General features: G+C 46.6%; 18 protein-coding genes and 1 rRNA gene. All 19 read left to right on the top strand.

What is annotated here, in order from left to right; translation table 11 throughout:
• Positions 1 to 16: 16 nt before the first annotated feature.
• Positions 17 to 754, top strand: coding sequence for a VWA domain-containing protein (locus tag OTK50_RS19400; protein WP_004264624.1), 738 nt, complete (start codon positions 17 to 19; stop codon positions 752 to 754).
• A complete protein-coding gene (locus tag OTK50_RS19395; protein ID WP_007615197.1) occupies positions 720 to 1,721 on the top strand; it encodes a protein kinase domain-containing protein in 1,002 nt (333 codons plus the stop codon). The genes OTK50_RS19400 and OTK50_RS19395 overlap by 35 nt, the downstream gene beginning before the upstream one ends.
• Positions 1,722 to 1,825: 104 nt before the next feature.
• Positions 1,826 to 3,244 (top strand): tRNA lysidine(34) synthetase TilS, encoded by a 1,419-nt coding sequence (gene tilS / locus OTK50_RS19390; protein ID WP_224223963.1) that lies wholly within the window; start codon positions 1,826 to 1,828, stop codon positions 3,242 to 3,244.
• Entirely contained in the window at positions 3,241 to 3,780 is a 540-nt protein-coding gene (hpt, locus tag OTK50_RS19385) for a hypoxanthine phosphoribosyltransferase (RefSeq protein WP_004264611.1), read from the top strand. The genes tilS and hpt overlap by 4 nt, the downstream gene beginning before the upstream one ends.
• Positions 3,781 to 3,877: 97 nt before the next feature.
• Positions 3,878 to 5,797, top strand: a complete 1,920-nt coding sequence (gene ftsH / locus OTK50_RS19380; protein ID WP_007615201.1) for an ATP-dependent zinc metalloprotease FtsH — start codon at positions 3,878 to 3,880, stop codon at positions 5,795 to 5,797.
• A gap of 148 nt (positions 5,798 to 5,945) precedes the next feature.
• Positions 5,946 to 6,722: a type III pantothenate kinase gene (locus OTK50_RS19375; protein ID WP_007409940.1), complete on the top strand. Its 777-nt coding sequence runs from the start codon at positions 5,946 to 5,948 to the stop codon at positions 6,720 to 6,722.
• 10 nt (positions 6,723 to 6,732) lie between these two features.
• Positions 6,733 to 7,608, top strand: coding sequence for an Hsp33 family molecular chaperone HslO (hslO, locus tag OTK50_RS19370; RefSeq protein ID WP_004264606.1), 876 nt, complete (start codon positions 6,733 to 6,735; stop codon positions 7,606 to 7,608).
• Between the two features lie 45 nt (positions 7,609 to 7,653).
• On the top strand, positions 7,654 to 8,544 hold the full coding sequence (locus OTK50_RS19365) for a peptidyl-prolyl cis-trans isomerase (RefSeq protein WP_015388785.1): 891 nt from the start codon (positions 7,654 to 7,656) through the stop codon (positions 8,542 to 8,544).
• Positions 8,545 to 8,619: 75 nt separating this feature from the next.
• Positions 8,620 to 9,546: a cysteine synthase A gene (gene cysK / locus OTK50_RS19360; protein ID WP_032872203.1), complete on the top strand. Its 927-nt coding sequence runs from the start codon at positions 8,620 to 8,622 to the stop codon at positions 9,544 to 9,546.
• 167 nt (positions 9,547 to 9,713) lie between these two features.
• The gene (gene pabB / locus OTK50_RS19355; protein WP_266122003.1) at positions 9,714 to 11,135 is read left to right on the top strand and encodes an aminodeoxychorismate synthase, component I; all 1,422 of its coding nucleotides are present in this window, start codon (positions 9,714 to 9,716) and stop codon (positions 11,133 to 11,135) included.
• 6 nt (positions 11,136 to 11,141) lie between these two features.
• Complete coding sequence (gene pabA / locus OTK50_RS19350; RefSeq protein ID WP_038456701.1) at positions 11,142 to 11,729, top strand: aminodeoxychorismate/anthranilate synthase component II; 588 nt, start codon at positions 11,142 to 11,144, stop codon at positions 11,727 to 11,729.
• The gene (gene pabC, locus OTK50_RS19345) at positions 11,726 to 12,610 is read left to right on the top strand and encodes an aminodeoxychorismate lyase (protein WP_038456703.1); all 885 of its coding nucleotides are present in this window, start codon (positions 11,726 to 11,728) and stop codon (positions 12,608 to 12,610) included. The genes pabA and pabC overlap by 4 nt, the downstream gene beginning before the upstream one ends.
• Positions 12,591 to 13,448, top strand: a complete 858-nt coding sequence (gene folP / locus OTK50_RS19340) for a dihydropteroate synthase (protein ID WP_007615212.1) — start codon at positions 12,591 to 12,593, stop codon at positions 13,446 to 13,448. Before pabC ends, folP begins: the two co-directional genes overlap by 20 nt.
• On the top strand, positions 13,441 to 13,803 hold the full coding sequence (gene folB, locus OTK50_RS19335) for a dihydroneopterin aldolase (protein WP_044803025.1): 363 nt from the start codon (positions 13,441 to 13,443) through the stop codon (positions 13,801 to 13,803). The genes folP and folB overlap by 8 nt, the downstream gene beginning before the upstream one ends.
• Positions 13,800 to 14,303, top strand: coding sequence for a 2-amino-4-hydroxy-6-hydroxymethyldihydropteridine diphosphokinase (gene folK / locus OTK50_RS19330; RefSeq protein ID WP_032872206.1), 504 nt, complete (start codon positions 13,800 to 13,802; stop codon positions 14,301 to 14,303). Before folB ends, folK begins: the two co-directional genes overlap by 4 nt.
• Complete coding sequence (locus OTK50_RS19325) at positions 14,255 to 14,464, top strand: helix-turn-helix domain-containing protein (protein WP_032872207.1); 210 nt, start codon at positions 14,255 to 14,257, stop codon at positions 14,462 to 14,464. Before folK ends, OTK50_RS19325 begins: the two co-directional genes overlap by 49 nt.
• Positions 14,465 to 14,488: 24 nt before the next feature.
• Positions 14,489 to 15,490: a tRNA dihydrouridine synthase DusB gene (dusB, locus tag OTK50_RS19320; RefSeq protein ID WP_007409948.1), complete on the top strand. Its 1,002-nt coding sequence runs from the start codon at positions 14,489 to 14,491 to the stop codon at positions 15,488 to 15,490.
• An 89-nt stretch (positions 15,491 to 15,579) separates the two neighbouring features.
• Positions 15,580 to 17,079 (top strand): lysine--tRNA ligase, encoded by a 1,500-nt coding sequence (gene lysS, locus OTK50_RS19315; protein WP_014416740.1) that lies wholly within the window; start codon positions 15,580 to 15,582, stop codon positions 17,077 to 17,079.
• 327 nt (positions 17,080 to 17,406) lie between these two features.
• A 16S ribosomal RNA gene (locus tag OTK50_RS19310) occupies positions 17,407 to 17,530 on the top strand; the annotation flags it as partial.

Genomic DNA, 17,530 nt, shown 5'->3' with positions numbered 1-17,530 from the left:
ACCGGGAGGAATGTATGTGAATAAGGGACATTTAAATCAAGTTCTGCTGATTACAGATGGCTGCTCCAATCATGGTGAAGACCCGATCGCAATGGCGGCTTTCGCCAAGGAGCAGGGGATTACGGTGAATGTTATAGGAATTATGGAAGAAAACGCGATTGACCAAGAGGCAATGAAGGAAGTTGAAGGCATCGCCATGGCCGGAGGCGGCGTCCATCAAGTTGTGTATGCGTCACAATTGTCTCAGACGGTTCAAATGGTGACGAAAAAAGCAATGACCCAGACGCTGCAAGGTGTCGTCAATCAAGAGCTTAAACAAATATTAGGGAAAAACGTTGAAATGGAAGAGCTTTCTCCTGAAAAACGCGGCGAAGTGATGGAGGTGGTTGATGAACTCGGCGAAACGGTTCATCTGCAAGTGCTTGTGCTGGTTGATACGAGTGCGAGTATGGCGCCGAAACTGCCGACGGTGAAAGAAGCGCTGATCGATCTTTCCATCAGTTTAAATTCCCGGGCCGGGCAAAATGAATTTGCCATGTGTATATTTCCCGGGAAAAGCCAGGAAGTTGAGCTTGTACTGAATTGGACGCCGAAGCTTGAATCCCTTTCTGCACTCTTTGCGAAGCTGTCGACCGGCGGTATCACCCCTACGGGCCCCGCTATCCGGGAAGCGACGCAGCAGTTTGAGAGAATCCGCTCAAGAAGGAGCATGTTGGCAGATGATGAACGACGCTTTAACGAGTTTGGCATGTAGTCTGGCACCGGGGACGGCAATTCAGGGCAAATGGAACGGCAAATCCTACAGATTGCTCAAACAGCTTGGAAAAGGGGCTAACGGTATTGTATATCTGGCAGAAGCATCAGGCGGACAGGTCGCTTTGAAAATAAGCAGCGACAGCATGTCTGTTACCTCTGAAGTGAATGTCTTAAAATCCTTTTCAAAGGCCCGGTCGCAAACGATGGGGCCTTCTTTTTTTGATGCGGACGACGCGTTTATTCCGCAGCTGAATAAAAATGTCTCTTTTTACGTGATGGAGTACATAGAAGGGCCGCTTCTTCCGCAATATATCAGCAGTAAGGGAGCGGAGTGGATTCCGGTGCTGATGGTGCAGCTTCTTTCCAGCTTGTCAGTCCTTCATCAGCAAGGGTGGGTTTTTGGCGACCTCAAACCGGACAATCTCATTGTAACCGGACCACCGGCTGCCATTCGCTGCATTGATGTAGGGGGAACGACAAAACAAGGCCGCGCGATTAAAGAGTATACGGAGTTTTACGACAGGGGCTATTGGGGGTATGGAACAAGAAAAGCAGAACCATCCTATGACCTGTTTGCTGTCGCAATGATCATGATCCACTGTGTCCAGAAGAAAGAGTGCAAAAAGTCAGGACAGCCGAAAGAACAGCTTCGTTCTATCATTGAAGGCCACCCGTTTCTGAATAAGTATAAGAAGGTTCTGTTTTCTGCTTTAAACGGCCAATATCCGTCTGCGGAAGCCATGAAGCATGACATCCTGACGGCGGGACAGAGCGCCGGGAGCAAAAGGAAAGCCGCCGCCAAGCCTAAGCCGCCGCAATCAAAACCGCGGCAGGGCACTGTATCTCAAACGCGGTATAAACCTAAACAAAAACCCGCAAAGCACAATGGTTTGTTTGAAACAACACTTATTTTAATCAGCGTTCTCGCCCTTTATTTCGCTTACATCGTCTTTTTTCTCATCTAGTGCCGGCCGGGCGCCTGCGCTCATGCTTCTTCTTTGCTTGGAGGGAATGAAAGTGATAGGATATGTATATCTTTAAAAAACCTGCTCATTGTGAGGGGGACATTGTGAAAAGCGTGGAAGATTTTTTCAAAACATATCATCTTCAGGCGGAGGGAGAAACGATTATTGCCGGGGTCTCCGGGGGCCCTGATTCAATGGCGCTTCTCAGTATGCTGAATAAGCACTTCGGGCATTCCTCCGTTATCATAGCGGCGCATGTCGACCATCAGTTCAGGGGACCTGAATCTGAAGAAGATATGAAGTTTGTGCAGTCATATTGCGAAGCGGAACACATTCTCTGCGAAACGGTACAGATTGATGTTTCTGCATACGCAAAGAAGAATAGGCTGAACAAGCAGGCTGCCGCGCGTGATTGCAGATATCAGTTTTTCGAAGATCTGATGGCAAAACACCAAGCGAAGTTTTTGGCGCTGGCTCATCATGGCGATGACCAGGTTGAGACAATGCTCATGAGGCTTGCGAAAGGTACGCTCGGGGCAGGGCTTGCGGGAATGCAGCCCGTCCGCGAATTTGCATCCGGCTGGCTGATCAGGCCTTTCCTTTATGCGGCAAAGGATGAAATCCTTGAATACTGCCGTCAAGAAGGGCTCAGCTACAGAACGGATGAGAGCAATGCAAAAGACGATTATACAAGAAACAGATTCAGAAAGACCGTGCTTCCTTTTTTAAAACAAGAATCACCTGACGTTCATAAAATGTTTCAAAAGGTGAGTGAAGCACTGACAGAAGACGAACAATACCTGCAGTCATTAACGAAAGAACGAATGAATAAGGTTATTACAAGCAAGTCTGACACATCGGTTGAAGTCAATTCCTCTCAATTGCTTGCCCTTCCGATACCTTTACAAAGAAGAGGAGTTCAACTAATATTAAACTATCTTTATGAAAACGTTCCATCGTCGTTTTCCGCCCGCCACATACAGCAGTTTCTCGAATGGGCGGAAAATGGAAGCGCCTCGGGAGTTCTTGATTTTCCGAAAGGGCTGAAGGTGGTCAAATCATATCAGACATGTTTGTTTACATTTGAACAATGGCAATGTGAAAAAGTTCCCTTTGAGCTGCAGCTGCAAGGAGCGGAAGGCGAGACTGCTGTTCTCCCCAACGGCTTTATGATAGAGGTGGCCGTTCAGGCTGACCCTCATATCAAAAATGGGAATGCTGTTTTTATGACAAGCAGAAACAAGGTGCAATTTCCTTTAACAATCCGGACGAGAAAAATCGGCGACCGGATCAAACTTAAAGGGATGAATGGCTCGAAAAAGGTGAAAGATATATTTATTGATCATAAACTGCCTCTGCGGGATCGGGACGAATGGCCGATTGTAACGGATGCGAGCGGTGAAATTATCTGGCTGCCTGGCTTGAAAAAATCCATCTTTGACGATCTTGTGATTTCAAACAGTGACCGCATTGTATTACAATATAGACAGCATGAAAAGTGTAGGGGGCAAGCATTAACATGAAACAGGATATCGAAAAAGTGCTGATCTCAGAAGATGAGATCCAGCAGAAAGTAAAACAGCTTGGAGAACAATTAACAAGCGAGTACAGCGACACGTTTCCGTTGGCAATCGGTGTGTTAAAGGGAGCGCTTCCTTTTATGGCTGATCTTATAAAGCATATTGATACATATTTGGAAATGGACTTCATGGATGTATCAAGCTACGGAAATTCCACGGTTTCTTCCGGAGAAGTCAAAATCATCAAAGATTTGGATACATCTGTAGAAGGCCGGGACATCTTAATCATTGAAGATATTATCGACAGTGGGTTAACCTTGAGCTATCTCGTAGAACTCTTCCGATATCGTAAAGCGAAATCAATTAAGATTGTTACCCTGTTGGATAAACCAAGCGGAAGAAAAGCGGACATTAAAGCAGACTTCGTAGGCTTTGAAGTTCCTGACGCGTTTGTTGTGGGTTACGGACTTGATTATGCCGAACGCTATCGCAATCTGCCTTACATCGGAGTATTAAAACCGGCGATTTATGAAAGCTGATCGGCTGCCTGCTTCCGAGATGGTTATCGGTTGTATTGGAATGATTTTCTATGGTACTATTGAACATAGTTGTGCTTACTGTGGGAGGAGGTAAGGAATGAATCGGGTCTTCCGTAATACCATTTTTTATTTACTTATTTTATTAGTAGTAATCGGGGTTGTGAGTTACTTCCAGACTTCAAACCCGAAAACAGAAAATATGTCGTACAGTACGTTTATCAAGAACCTCGATGAGGGGAAAGTTGATAGCGTATCGGTTCAGCCTGTCAGAGGTGTTTATGAGGTAAAAGGACAGCTGAAAAAATACGACAAAGACCAGTACTTTTTAACACATGTTCCTGAAGGAAAGGGAGCAGACCAGATATTTGATGCAATTAAAAAGACGGACGTAAAAGTTGATCCCGCACAGGAAACAAGCGGGTGGGTGACGTTCTTAACGACGATCATTCCGTTTGTCATCATCTTTATTCTGTTTTTCTTCCTGCTCAATCAGGCTCAGGGCGGCGGCAGCCGTGTCATGAACTTCGGAAAGAGCAAAGCGAAGCTGTATACGGAAGAAAAGAAACGCGTGAAGTTTAAAGATGTAGCCGGCGCGGATGAGGAGAAGCAGGAGCTTGTTGAGGTTGTTGAGTTTCTGAAAGATCCTCGCAAATTCGCCGAGCTTGGCGCTAGAATCCCTAAAGGCGTGCTGCTGGTCGGACCTCCGGGAACCGGTAAGACATTGCTTGCGAGAGCCTCAGCCGGTGAAGCGGGCGTTCCTTTCTTCAGCATCAGCGGATCTGACTTCGTTGAAATGTTTGTCGGTGTCGGTGCTTCGCGTGTGCGTGATTTATTCGAAAATGCGAAAAAGAATGCGCCTTGCCTGATCTTCATTGATGAGATCGACGCGGTGGGACGTCAGCGCGGCGCAGGTCTTGGCGGCGGGCATGATGAACGCGAACAGACGCTGAACCAGCTGCTTGTAGAGATGGACGGTTTCAGTGCGAATGAAGGAATCATTATTATCGCTGCGACAAACCGTGCGGACATTCTTGACCCTGCATTGCTTCGTCCGGGACGTTTTGACCGTCAGATTACGGTAGACCGTCCGGATGTCATCGGCCGTGAAGCCGTATTACAGGTCCATGCGAGAAACAAACCGCTTGATGAAACGGTGAACTTAAAAGCAATCGCTTCAAGAACACCCGGTTTCTCAGGCGCCGATTTAGAAAACCTTCTTAACGAAGCGGCACTTGTTGCTGCCCGTCAAAACAAGAAGAAAATTGATATGCGCGACATTGATGAAGCGACGGACCGTGTCATTGCGGGTCCTGCGAAGAAGAGCCGCGTCATATCGAAAAAAGAACGCAATATCGTGGCGTACCACGAGGGCGGTCACACCGTTATCGGACTTGTGCTGGATGAAGCCGATATGGTTCATAAAGTAACGATCGTTCCGAGGGGGCAGGCGGGCGGATACGCGGTCATGCTTCCGAGAGAAGACCGTTACTTCCAGACAAAACCTGAACTTCTCGATAAAATTGTCGGTCTTCTGGGCGGACGGGTTGCCGAGGAAATTATCTTCGGCGAAGTCAGCACGGGGGCTCACAATGACTTCCAGCGGGCAACGAGCATTGCCAGAAGAATGGTGACAGAGTTCGGTATGTCAGAAAAACTCGGACCGCTTCAGTTCGGTCAATCTCAAGGCGGTCAAGTATTCCTGGGCCGGGATTTCAACAACGAGCAAAACTACAGTGATCAGATCGCTTACGAAATCGATCAGGAAATTCAGCGCATCATTAAAGAATGTTATGAGCGTGCGAAAACCATCCTGACTGAAAATCGCGATAAGCTTGAATTGATTGCTCAGACATTGCTTGATGTGGAAACATTAGATGCGGAACAAATCAAGCATCTCGTGGATCACGGAAAACTCCCTGAGCGCAATTTCTCAGATGACCATCTTCAAAAAGACGATGTGAAAGTAAACATCCTGTCTAAAACAGAAGACGAAAAGAAAGACGAGCCGAAAGAATAGTTCGCTTTCTGATATGAAAACCGCCGGCGTATACCGGCGGTTTTTTTACTGGTTCCGTTTTGTTTACAAAAGAGCCGCAGATCGTGTATGGTATTGTAGAATGTTGAAAATGTTATGATTAGAAACTATTCAAAAGTGGTGATAGAGGTTGTTACTGGTTATAGATGTGGGGAACACCAACACCGTGATTGGTGTATATCATGATGGGGAATTAGAATATCATTGGCGCATAGAAACGAGCAGGCACAAAACAGAAGACGAATTCGGCATGCTGCTCCGTTCCTTATTTGAACATTCCGGACTCATGTTTGAACAGATTGAAGGGATTATCATCTCCTCCGTGGTGCCGCCGATTATGTTCTCTTTAGAAAGAATGTGCACAAAATACTTTCACATCGAGCCGCAAGTTGTCGGCCCGGGAATGAAAACAGGTTTAAATATAAAGTATGACAATCCGAAAGAAGTGGGAGCTGACAGGATCGTCAATGCCGTTGCGGCGATCCAGCAGTATGGCGGCCCCTTAATTGTTGTTGATTTCGGAACGGCGACGACGTATTGCTACATTGATGAAAACAAACAATACATGGGCGGCGCGATTGCTCCCGGCATTACGATTTCAACGGAAGCGCTGTACTCGCGTGCGGCGAAGCTTCCGAGAATTGAAATTGCCCGTCCGGACAATATCATCGGCAAAAACACGGTAAGCGCCATGCAGTCCGGCATCCTTTTCGGCTATGTCGGACAAGTTGAAGGTATAGTGAAGCGGATGAAATGGCAGGCAACACAGGAACCGAAAGTCATTGCGACAGGCGGGCTTGCGTCATTAATCGCAAACGAATCAGACTGTATTGATATTGTTGACCCGTTTCTTACTTTAAAAGGGCTGGAAATCATTTATGAGCGAAATCGCGTGGGTCACGTATAGGAGGTAAACGATGGATTATTTAATTAAAGCAATTGCATATGACGGTAAAGTGCGGGCTTATGCAGCCAGAACGACAGATATGGTAAATGAAGCGCAAAGAAGGCATGACACGTGGCCGACGGCATCAGCCGCAATCGGCCGGACGATGACAGCGTCTCTGATGCTCGGAGCGATGCTTAAGGGTGAAGATAAGCTGACAGTCAAAATAGAAGGCGGCGGCCCGATCGGAGCCATTGTCGCAGATGCGAACGCAAAGGGTGAGGTAAGAGCATACGTATCAAACCCGCACGTTCATTTTGACCTCAATGAACAAGGGAAACTGGATGTCAGACGGGCGGTCGGAACTGACGGAACACTCAGTGTCGTAAAAGATTTGGGCTTGCGTGATTATTTTACGGGGCAAGTAGAGATTGTCTCGGGTGAACTCGGTGATGACTTCACGTATTACCTTGTTTCTTCTGAACAAGTCCCTTCATCTGTCGGGGTAGGTGTTCTAGTAAATCCTGATAACACGATTCTCGCTGCGGGCGGGTTCATCATTCAGCTTCTTCCGGGGACTGATGAAGAAACCATTTCAACAATTGAAAAGCAATTATCTCAAATCGAACCGATTTCAAAATTGATTCAAAAAGGCCTGACACCGGAAGAAATCTTAGAAGAAGTTCTGGGTCAAAAACCGGACGTTCTCGAAACAATGCCGGTCAAATTTCACTGTTCTTGTTCAAAAGATCGATTCGAAACGGCCATTTTAGGACTAGGCAAAAAAGAAATACAAGATATGATAGAAGAAGACGGAAAAGCCGAAGCGGTTTGCCATTTTTGTAATGAGAAATATTTATTTACAAAAGAAGAACTGGAAGAGCTTCGTGACGAAACAACCCGCTAGCTCTTTAGCGGGTTGTTCTATTTTGTAAAAGGGATGGGGTAGATTTTGAAATCGAGAACACTTTTGACGATTATTGTAGCGGCGCTGTTGGTATGCAGTGTAGCAGTGGCGTATAAGTTAACAAAATCCCAAGCTGCAGGGTCATCTGAAGAATCCATCGCGACAATCGGTGATAAACATATCACACGGCAGGACTGGATGAAAAAGATGGAAGACGAGTACGGAAAATCAACTCTGGAAGACATGATTAATGCACAAGTAGTGGAAGAACTTGCGAAAAAGAATAAACTCACAGTTTCAAACACCGAATTGGAACGTGAATTTCTTTTAATCAAAGCGGTGAATAATTCATTTTATGAAGACAGCCATATTACCGAAAAAGAATGGAGAGACCAGATCCGCTACAACATTCTTCTTGAAGAACTGCTGACGAAGGACATCGATATATCGGATAAGGAAATGCAATCATTTTATAATAAAAATAAAGAACTGTACCATTTCGATGATTCCTACAGAATCAGGCACATTGTCGTCAAAAACAAGGAAGAGGCGGACAGGGTGCTTGCTGATTTGAAAGGCGGTTCCAGCTTTGAAGCCGTCGCCGCTGAGCGTTCCACGGACAGATACACGTCTCAGTATGGCGGAGACCTCGGCTTTGTGACAGAAAACCAGGAAAATATCCCGCAGGCATATATCACAGAAGCTAAAAATCTCAAAGAAGATGAGTGGTCCGCTGAACCGATTAAAGTTTCTTCAGGATATGCCGTCATTCAGCTGAAAGAAAAGCTTAAAGCGAGAACTTTCTCATACAATGAAGTGAAGAGCCAAATCAGACGCCAGATCGCGATGGATCAATTAGGTGACAAGGCGACAGTCAAAACGCTGTGGAAAGAGGCGGGGGTCTCTTGGTTCTACGGGGAAAAAAGAACTAAATGATTGACAAAAAATTTTGAAATTGATAACTTATATTTATAATACCAATAAATTTAGTCGGAAATTGAGGTGTCCAACATGGTGCGTATTGCAAATTCTATTACTGAACTAATCGGAAATACTCCTATTGTGAAATTGAATCGCCTGACGGATGAAAACAGTGCAGATGTATATCTGAAGCTTGAATACATGAATCCGGGCAGCAGCGTAAAAGACCGTATCGGAGCGGCGATGATTGAAGCGGCTGAAAAAGAAGGAAAATTAAAAGCCGGCGACACAATCATTGAACCGACAAGCGGAAATACAGGGATCGGTCTTGCGATGGTGGCAGCGGCTAAAGGTCTCAGAGCCATTCTCGTTATGCCTGATACAATGAGTATGGAACGACGCAATCTGCTGCGCGCATACGGAGCGGAGCTTGTGCTGACTCCCGGCGCAGAAGGAATGAAGGGCGCCATTAAAAAGGCGGAAGAACTTGCGGAGGAAAACGGATACTTTGTGCCTCAGCAATTCAACAATGCGGCAAACCCGGAAATTCACCGTCAAACGACGGGGAAAGAAATCGTAGAACAGTTTGGTGACGACCAGCTTGATGCGTTCGTGGCCGGAATCGGTACCGGCGGAACCATCACGGGAGCGGGCGAAGTGCTGAAAGAAGCATATCCATCCATCAAAATCTATGCGGTAGAGCCGGCGGATTCTCCGGTTCTTTCCGGCGGAAAACCGGGTCCGCATAAAATTCAGGGTATCGGAGCGGGATTTGTCCCTGAAACATTGAATACGGACATCTATGATCAAATCATTCCCGTCAAAAACGAGGATGCATTTGAATATGCCCGTAAAACGGCAAAAGAAGAAGGGATTCTCGGCGGTATTTCTTCCGGAGCGGCCATTTACGCGGCACTGGAAATCGCGAAAAAACTCGGGAAAGGCAAGAAAGTGCTTGCGATCATCCCTAGTAACGGAGAACGTTACTTAAGCACACCGCTTTATCAGTTTGAATAGAGACATACACACGGCTCCCGGCTGTATCCGGGAGTTTTTTTGTGCCTGAAGTATCGAAAATCCAAAAAACGTTTCGAATTTTATGGTTGGAAGTGAAATTCACTTTTTTCACCAGTGTGATTGCTTTAAAATAAAACTACAGTAAAACGAAGCAGAGGATTGATATGATGGCACAACGCAGACCGGCAGGAAGAAAAATACCTTTTACGAAACAAGCATTTTTACAGCGATATGAAAACCTTTCGAAATCGAGAAAACGGCATGTTCTGCTCGAAAGCGCGAGAGGGGGAAGATTCAGTATAGCCGGTCTAGATCCGATTGCATCCGTCAGAGGGAAAGACGGAATTACAACGATCAAGCATGAGGGAGAAACACTGTTTAAAGAAGGTGACCCGCTGCGGGCCTTTCATGAATGGTTTGGAACGCTCGGAACGGAAACAAACGTTGAATTTCCGGACTTTCAGGGCGGTGCGATTGGTTTTATCAGTTACGACTATGCCCGATATATTGAGAATTTTAAGATGCTGTCGTTAGATGATCTGGAAACACCCGATATTTACTTTCTTGTTTTTGATGATGTGGCCGTTTATGACCATGAGGAAGAGGCGTTATGGCTCATTACCCATACTGAAGCGGAAGAAGCGGATCTTGCAAAAGAAAAGCTGTCCGGCTTAGAGGACATGTGGTGTTCCCTCCAAACGGCGGACGAGCCTTTTTCACCGCTGAATCGGAATGGGGACGGATCGTACGCCGCTCCGTTCAATGAGGAAGGATTTTCACAGGCTGTAGAACAAATTAAACAATATATCGCGAGCGGCGATGTGTTCCAGGTTAATTTGTCCATCAGGCAGTCTCAGTCTTTATCCGTTCATCCGTACGAGGTGTATAAACACTTGAGAAACGTCAATCCGTCTCCTTACATGGCCTATCTCGAGACACCGGGGTTTCAAGTGATATGCGGGTCGCCGGAGCTATTGGTGACAAAGAAGGGGAAGAAGCTTGAAACGAGACCGATCGCGGGTACGCGTTCAAGAGGAAAAGACGATGCTGAAGACAAGGCCTTGGCTGATGAATTAATTCACAACGAAAAAGAACGTGCGGAACACGTCATGCTTGTGGATCTTGAGCGCAATGACCTCGGGCGCGTATCGCGCTACGGCTCCGTGCGGGTTAACGAATTTATGGCGATCGAAAAGTATTCCCACGTCATGCATATCGTGTCAAACGTACAGGGAGAGCTGCAGGACGGATATGACGCGACAGACATTATTCATGCGGTGTTCCCGGGGGGCACCATCACGGGAGCGCCCAAAGTGAGAACGATGGAAATTATAGAAGAGCTTGAGCCGACAAGACGGGGGCTTTATACTGGATCTATAGGCTGGTTCGGATTCAACGGAGATCTGCAGTTTAACATTGTGATCCGGACGATCTATGCAGCCGGCGGACATGCTTTTATGCAGTCCGGTGCAGGAGTGGTCATTGATTCGGTTCCGAAGCATGAATACAAGGAATCGTTCAAAAAAGCTTTTGCGATGAAAAAGGCGTTAGAGCTGAGCGAAGAAGAGACAAAAAATCAGACGAGGTGAGCAGAGATGATTTTAATGATTGACAATTATGATTCATTTACGTACAACTTGGTTCAATATTTGGGTGAGCTCGGGGAGGAACTGATCGTCAGACGGAATGACGAGATTACGATTGAGCAGATTGAAGAGCTGGGTCCGGACTTCTTAATGATTTCACCCGGGCCGTGCAGTCCTGATGAAGCGGGGATCAGCCTCGAAGCCATCAAACATTTTGCCGGCAGTATTCCTGTTTTCGGCGTATGTCTCGGGCATCAGTCGATTGCGCAAGTATTCGGCGGCGACGTCGTCAGAGCAGAGCGGCTCATGCACGGCAAAACGTCAGAAGTTATGCATGACGGAAAGACGATTTTTAAAGGCCTGCAAAATCCGCTGGTCGCCACCCGGTATCATTCACTTATTGTCAAAGCGGACACGCTGCCGGATTGTTTTACGGTATCCGCTCAAACCAAAGAAGGAGAAATTATGGCAATCCGCCATAATGAGCTTCCTGTTGAAGGTGTTCAGTTCCATCCGGAATCCATCATGACCTCCTTCGGCAAAGAGATGCTCAGAAACTTTATAGAGACACACCGCAAAAAGGAAGTGACGGTGTGATTATATATTTGAATGGTCAATATATAGAGGAGAAAGAAGCGGCGCTTTCTCCTTTTGACCATGGTTATCTGTACGGGATCGGCGCGTTCGAGACGTTCAGGCTTTACAGCGGCCGGCCGTTTCTGCCGGATGCGCATGTCGCCAGGCTCAACAGGGCGCTTCGGGATCTGCAGATTGCATATGAGGTGAACAAACAGGAACTGCTTAATATGCTTCGGAGACTGTTGCTCCTCAATGACATAAAGGACGGCAGCGCACGTGTCCGGCTTAACATCTCGGCAGGCGTCAGCGATAAAGGGTTTGCCGCGCAGACTTATGAAAAGCCGACCGTCCTTTGTTTCGTCAACCGGCTCAATCCGGAAACGCTGCCTGTTCAAAAAGAAGGCAGGCTTCTCTCTATCAGGAGAAATACGCCTGAAGGATATTTCCGGTTAAAATCCCATCACTATTTAAACAACATGTATGCTAAACGGGAGATCGGGAATGATCCCAATCTTGAAGGCATTTTCCTGACCGGAGAAGGGGATGTCGCGGAAGGCATTGTCTCCAACGTGTTTTGGCGAAAAGGAGACAAGGTCTTTACACCATCCTTGGATACGGGCATTCTCGATGGTGTAACAAGACAGTTTGTCATTGATGAATTGAAACGGCAGGGGACAGAAGTCACCGAAGGCCGATTCCGTTTTCAATCAATGCTTGAAGCGGATGAAGCATGGTTGACAAACTCCGTGCTTGAAATCATCCCGTTTTCTAAAATAGAGGAAGTGCCGCTGCCCGGAGTGAGCGGAAAAACGGTGCAATTGCTCCGTAAGCAGTATCAGCAGGAAATAAACAAAATGAATGTACAGGAGGAGGAACAAAATGGCGCAGCAAACAATTGAACAGCCTAAACTGATTCATACAAAAAAAGGCGCTCTGTCCTATAAAGAGAAGACGCTCATTATGGGGATATTAAATGTAACGCCAGACTCCTTCTCTGACGGCGGTAAATACGACAGTACGGAAAGGGCGCTTCTGCATGCGGCGAAGATGGCTGAAGAAGGGGCGCATATCATAGATATCGGCGGCGAATCGACAAGGCCCGGCGCATCACTCGTGTCGGCTGATGAGGAAATGTCGCGAGTCATCCCCGTCATAGAACGGATTACAAGCGAGCTGGACATTCCGCTTTCAATCGATACGTACAAAGCGTCCGTGGCAGACGAAGCGGTCAAAGCGGGAGCCTCTATCCTTAATGACATCTGGGGGGCGAAAGGTGACCCTGATATGGCGTCAGTAGCCGCCGCACACGGGGTTCCGATTATCTTAATGCATAATCGCATGGAAAGAAACTACAACGATCTTATTCCTGATATGCTTGCAGACTTGATGGAAAGCGTAAAAATTGCCGCAGAAGCCGGCGTCACAGATGAAAACATGATTCTGGATCCGGGGATCGGCTTTGCGAAAAACTATGAGGACAATCTGGCTGTCATGAACAAGCTGGAGGTGTTCAGCGGGTTAGGTTATCCGCTGCTCCTGGCGACATCGAGAAAAAGGTTCATCGGCCGTGTGCTTGACCTTCCCCCTGAAGAACGTGCCGAGGGAACGGGAGCGACAGTATGCCTTGGCGTCCAGAAAGGCTGCGACATTGTGAGGGTGCACGATGTCAAAGAGATCGCAAGAATGACTAAGATGATGGATGCTATGTTGAACAAAGGAGGCGTACATTATGGATAAAGTATATGTAGAAGGTATGGAGTTTTACGGATATCACGGCGTATTCGAAGAAGAAAACAAACTCGGCCAGCGCTTCAAAGTAGACCTGACTGCCGAACTGGATTTAAGCAAAGCGGGAAAAACGGATGACCTTTCTTATACCATTAACTATGCGGAATTGTACAGTGTCTGCCGCGGCATCGTTGAGGGCGAGCCCGTTAATTTGGTCGAGACCCTTGCGGAACGGATCGCAGACACCGTCCTTGAGAAATTTGAGCCGGTGCATCAATGTACGGTAAAGGTTGTTAAGCCTGACCCGCCGATTCCCGGCCATTATAAATCAGTAGCCATAGAAATGACGAGAAAGAAATCATGAACAATACGGCATATATCGGCCTCGGTTCCAATATGGGCGACCGTGAACATTATTTGCGTCAGGCAGTGGCCATGCTCAGTCGTCATCATGGCGTGACGGTGTCAAAGGTGTCCTCCATATATGAAACAGATCCCGTCGGCTATGAGGATCAAGATCAGTTTCTTAATATGGCGGTTGAAGTGAAAACGGCGTTATCTCCTTTTGAACTTCTTGACGTAACGCAGAGCATTGAAGCTGAATTAGGCAGAACGAGAGAGATTCGCTGGGGACCGCGGACGGCAGACCTTGACATTTTGCTGTATAATCGTGAAAATATTGAAACAGAGCGGCTGATTGTTCCGCATCCGAGAATGTATGAGCGCTTATTTGTCCTTGCGCCGTTAAAAGAAATATGTCCGCAGGCGGATCATATCACGGTAAGCGCTGAAACAAACCAAGAAGGTGTAAGAGTATGGAAGCAGAAATCTGGGGTAGGCGAATTCGTGCATTCAGAAAGCTGAAAGGTTATACTCAAGAAGGATTTGCAAAAGCATTAGGTGTATCAGTTTCTATTGTCGGTGAAATTGAACGCGGAAACCGATTGCCGTCAGATGCCATCATTCAAGATGCGGCAGATGTTTTAAATATAAGTGCGGACGAATTGGCCCCGCCTGAAAAATAGACAAATAATGAAAGGAGGGGAAAAATGTTTAAAATCGGTGACATTCAATTGAAAAACCGGGTCGTGCTTGCCCCTATGGCCGGTGTCTGTAACTCAGCGTTCAGATTGACTGTAAAGGAATTCGGAGCCGGATTGGTATGCGCTGAAATGGTCAGTGACAAAGCGATTCTTTACAACAACGCCAGAACAATGGGGATGCTTTACATTGATGAACGTGAAAAACCGCTCAGCCTTCAGATTTTTGGAGGAAAAAAGGAAACCCTTGTGGAAGCGGCGAAGTTTGTAGATCAAAACACGACTGCTGATATTATTGATATTAACATGGGATGTCCCGTACCCAAGATTACAAAATGTGATGCGGGCGCCAAATGGCTTCTCGATCCTGATAAGATTTATGAAATGGTATCCGCAGTAGTAGATGCTGTTGATAAGCCGGTTACAGTGAAGATGAGAATGGGTTGGGATGAAGAGCACATCTATGCGGTGAAAAATGCCCAAGCCGTTGAACGTGCCGGCGGAAAAGCCGTTGCCCTGCACGGCCGCACAAGAGTGCAAATGTATGAAGGCACTGCGAACTGGGATATCATTAAAGAAGTGAAGCAATCCGTCTCCATTCCCGTCATCGGAAACGGTGATGTCAAAACGCCTCAGGACGCGAAACGCATGCTTGAGGAAACAGGAGTTGACGGCGTCATGATCGGCCGGGCCGCACTCGGCAACCCGTGGATGATTTACCGTACGGTGCACTACCTTGAAACCGGTGAGTTGAAAGACGAACCGAAAGTTCGTGAAAAAATGTCGGTATGCAAACTGCACTTAGATCGCCTGATTAAGTTAAAAGGCGAAAATGTGGCAGTCAGAGAAATGAGAAAACACGCTGCCTGGTACCTGAAAGGTGTCAGAGGCAATGCGAATGTACGCAACGAAATTAACCAATGTGAGACGCGTGAAGAAGTTGTGCAGCTTTTAGATGCATTTACCGCCGAAGCAGAGGCAAAAGAGCTTCAAGATGCAAAAGTAGGTTAATATACACCCTCTATTGCTGCTCACTGCCAGCTTACCGCTGGCAGTTTTTCTGCTTTTTCGTGAAAACAAAATGTAACGGAGTGATACCAATGAGTCAAGAAGAGCAAAATCATGAGGAATTGAACGACCAGCTGCAAGTCAGACGAGATAAAATGAACCAGCTGAGAGAAAACGGCATTGACCCTTTCGGCGAACGTTTCGAGAGAACGCATCAATCTCAACAGATCATTGACGCCTACCAGGAGCTTTCTAAAGAAGAACTGGAAGAAAAAGCGATCGAAGTGACCATTGCAGGCCGTATGATGACAAAGCGCGGAAAAGGGAAAGCCGGCTTTGCGCATCTGCAGGACTTAGAAGGTCAAATTCAAATTTACGTAAGAAAAGACAGTGTCGGCGAAGAACAATATGAAATCTTTAAATCTTCAGACCTCGGAGACGTTATCGGCATCACGGGGAAAGTTTTCAAAACAAACGTAGGCGAGCTTTCTGTCAAAGCGACATCTTTTGAACTGCTGACAAAAGCACTGCGTCCTCTTCCTGATAAATATCATGGGTTAAAAGACGTTGAACAGCGTTACCGCCAGCGCTATCTCGATCTCATCGTAAACCCTGACAGCAAACAAACGTTTATCACACGCAGCAAAATCATCCAAGCGATGAGAAGATACTTAGATGACCATGGATACTTAGAAGTTGAAACACCTACGATGCACAGCATACCGGGAGGAGCGTCTGCACGCCCGTTCATCACGCACCATAACGCGCTCGACATGCCTCTTTATATGCGTATTGCGATTGAACTGCACCTAAAACGCCTGATTGTCGGCGGATTGGAAAAAGTCTACGAAATCGGCCGTGTGTTCCGTAATGAAGGTGTTTCTACACGCCATAACCCTGAATTCACGATGATCGAGCTGTATGAAGCGTACGCCGATTATAAAGATATTATGAGCCTTACGGAAAACCTCGTTGCACATATTGCGCAGGAAGTGCTTGGAAGCACCACAATCCAGTACGGCGAAGAGCAGATTGATCTGAAACCTGAATGGAAACGACTCCACATGGTAGATGCGGTCAAAGAAGCGACAGGTGTAGATTTCTGGAATGAGATGACTGTTGAAGAAGCGCGCGGTCATGCAAAAGAGCATGGTATCGAGATCACAAACTCAATGACGGTGGGTCATATCATCAATGAATTCTTCGAACAAAAAATTGAAGAAACACTCATTCAGCCTACATTTATTTACGGCCACCCTGTAGAGATTTCTCCTCTTGCTAAGAAAAATCCGGAGGACCCTCGCTTTACAGACCGTTTTGAGCTGTTTATCGTCGGCCGTGAGCACGCTAATGCGTTTACGGAGCTGAATGACCCTATTGACCAGAGGGAACGCTTTGAAGCGCAATTAAAAGAAAGAGAAGAAGGAAACGATGAAGCGCATATGATGGATGAAGACTTCGTTGAAGCTCTTGAATACGGCATGCCGCCGACCGGGGGATTGGGTATCGGTATCGACCGCCTTGTCATGCTGTTAACAAATGCTCCGTCTATCAGAGACGTTTTATTATTCCCTCAAATGAGACAACGATAATAAAAGGGAAGGCGCCGTTTCTGTTTATCGCAGTACGGCGCTTTTTTAGAAACAAGCCGCTCGTAAAACTTTTTTGATTTTCTTTTAAAAAACTATTGCACTATTATTTGCGAGGTGGTATATTATTATTCGTTGCCGCTAAACAAGGCGCTGACGAAAAAAGAAATTTAAAAAGTTATTGACTTCAAGAGATTGATAAGATATAATAATAAAGTCGCTTGAACGAAAGACAAAATGATCTTTGAAAACTAAACAAGACAAAACGTACCTGTTAATTCAAAGTTTTAAATAAATCGCACAGTGATGTGCGTAGTCAGTCAAACTACTTTATCGGAGAGTTTGATCCTGGCTCAGGACGAACGCTGGCGGCGTGCCTAATACATGCAAGTCGAGCGGACAGATGGGAGCTTGCTCCCTGATGTTAGCGGCGGACGGGTGAGTAACACGTGGG

This window comes from Bacillus sp. NEAU-CP5 (genome assembly GCF_026420705.1).
GTDB classification, from domain to species: domain Bacteria; phylum Bacillota; class Bacilli; order Bacillales; family Bacillaceae; genus Bacillus; species Bacillus velezensis.
The sequence above is the reverse complement of the archived record's forward strand: the minus strand, read 5'-3'. Positions and strand labels throughout refer to the sequence as shown.